This window comes from Caballeronia choica (assembly GCF_001544535.1).
GTDB lineage: Bacteria > Pseudomonadota > Gammaproteobacteria > Burkholderiales > Burkholderiaceae > Caballeronia > Caballeronia choica.
The window spans coordinates 1-815 of the sequence record NZ_FCON02000547.1; the positions used below are offsets into that span (position 1 = coordinate 1).

General features: G+C 56.0%; 1 protein-coding gene. It reads right to left on the reverse strand.

Translation table 11 applies throughout. The features are described from left to right. Nucleotides 1–56 precede the first annotated feature (56 nt). Complete coding sequence (locus AWB68_RS45630) at nt 57–755, reverse strand: IS6 family transposase (RefSeq protein WP_087650517.1); 699 nt, start codon at nt 753–755, stop codon at nt 57–59. Between the last annotated feature and the right edge of the window lie 60 nt (nt 756–815).

Genomic DNA, 815 nt, shown 5'->3' on the forward strand with positions numbered 1-815 from the left:
GGTTTTGTCGCGGTAAGGGCAAGATGGCGAACAAACGGTGATATAAGTAGGATTGCTTATGCCGCCAGTGAGTAAAATTGCTGAGCACGGGTGTATCCGATGTCAAGGTCTTGCATTTGGCCCTTGGCGATCATGTGCATGAGCTCGATGCCGCTCAACAGGATCCGGGCGCAACGAAAATTCTTGAAGCCGAGCATAGGCCGCGTGCGTCGCTTGATCGCCCGATGATCTTGCTCGACAACATTGTTCAGATACTTGTTCTGGCGAATCTTTATCGGTGTTTCCCGCTCCGCGTTGAGAGCGTCCAGCGCGGCCAGGTTCGCTCCGCTTTTATCGATTGTGACCGTCTCGGGTTCACCGTTTTGCTCGATTGACTTTTCGAAGTAACGCCTCGCCGCGGCCTTGTCACGATGGGCGCGCAGCAGAAAATCCACCGTGTTACCCTCCTTGTCGACTGCGCGGTACAAGTACTTCCACTGGCCTCGGACCTTGATATACGTTTCGTCCATTCGCCAGCTCCGGCCGACGGCTTTCTTGTGGCGGCGAAAGGTCTTCTCCAGTACCGGCAACACCTTGATGGCCCAGCGGTGCACGGTTGAATGGTCGACTGAGATTCCGCGCTCCGCCATCATCTCTTCCAGGTGTCGAAGGCTCAGCGGATAGGCCACATACCAGCGCACGCACGTCAGGATCACGTCGAGCGGATAGTGCAAACGCCTGAGCACCCGTGCCAAGGCTGGATTCAGAATCGTCATCACGCGTCCGATCGTTCTATTGTGAGGCGCATGATACCCGACACTTACTGCGACAAAGCC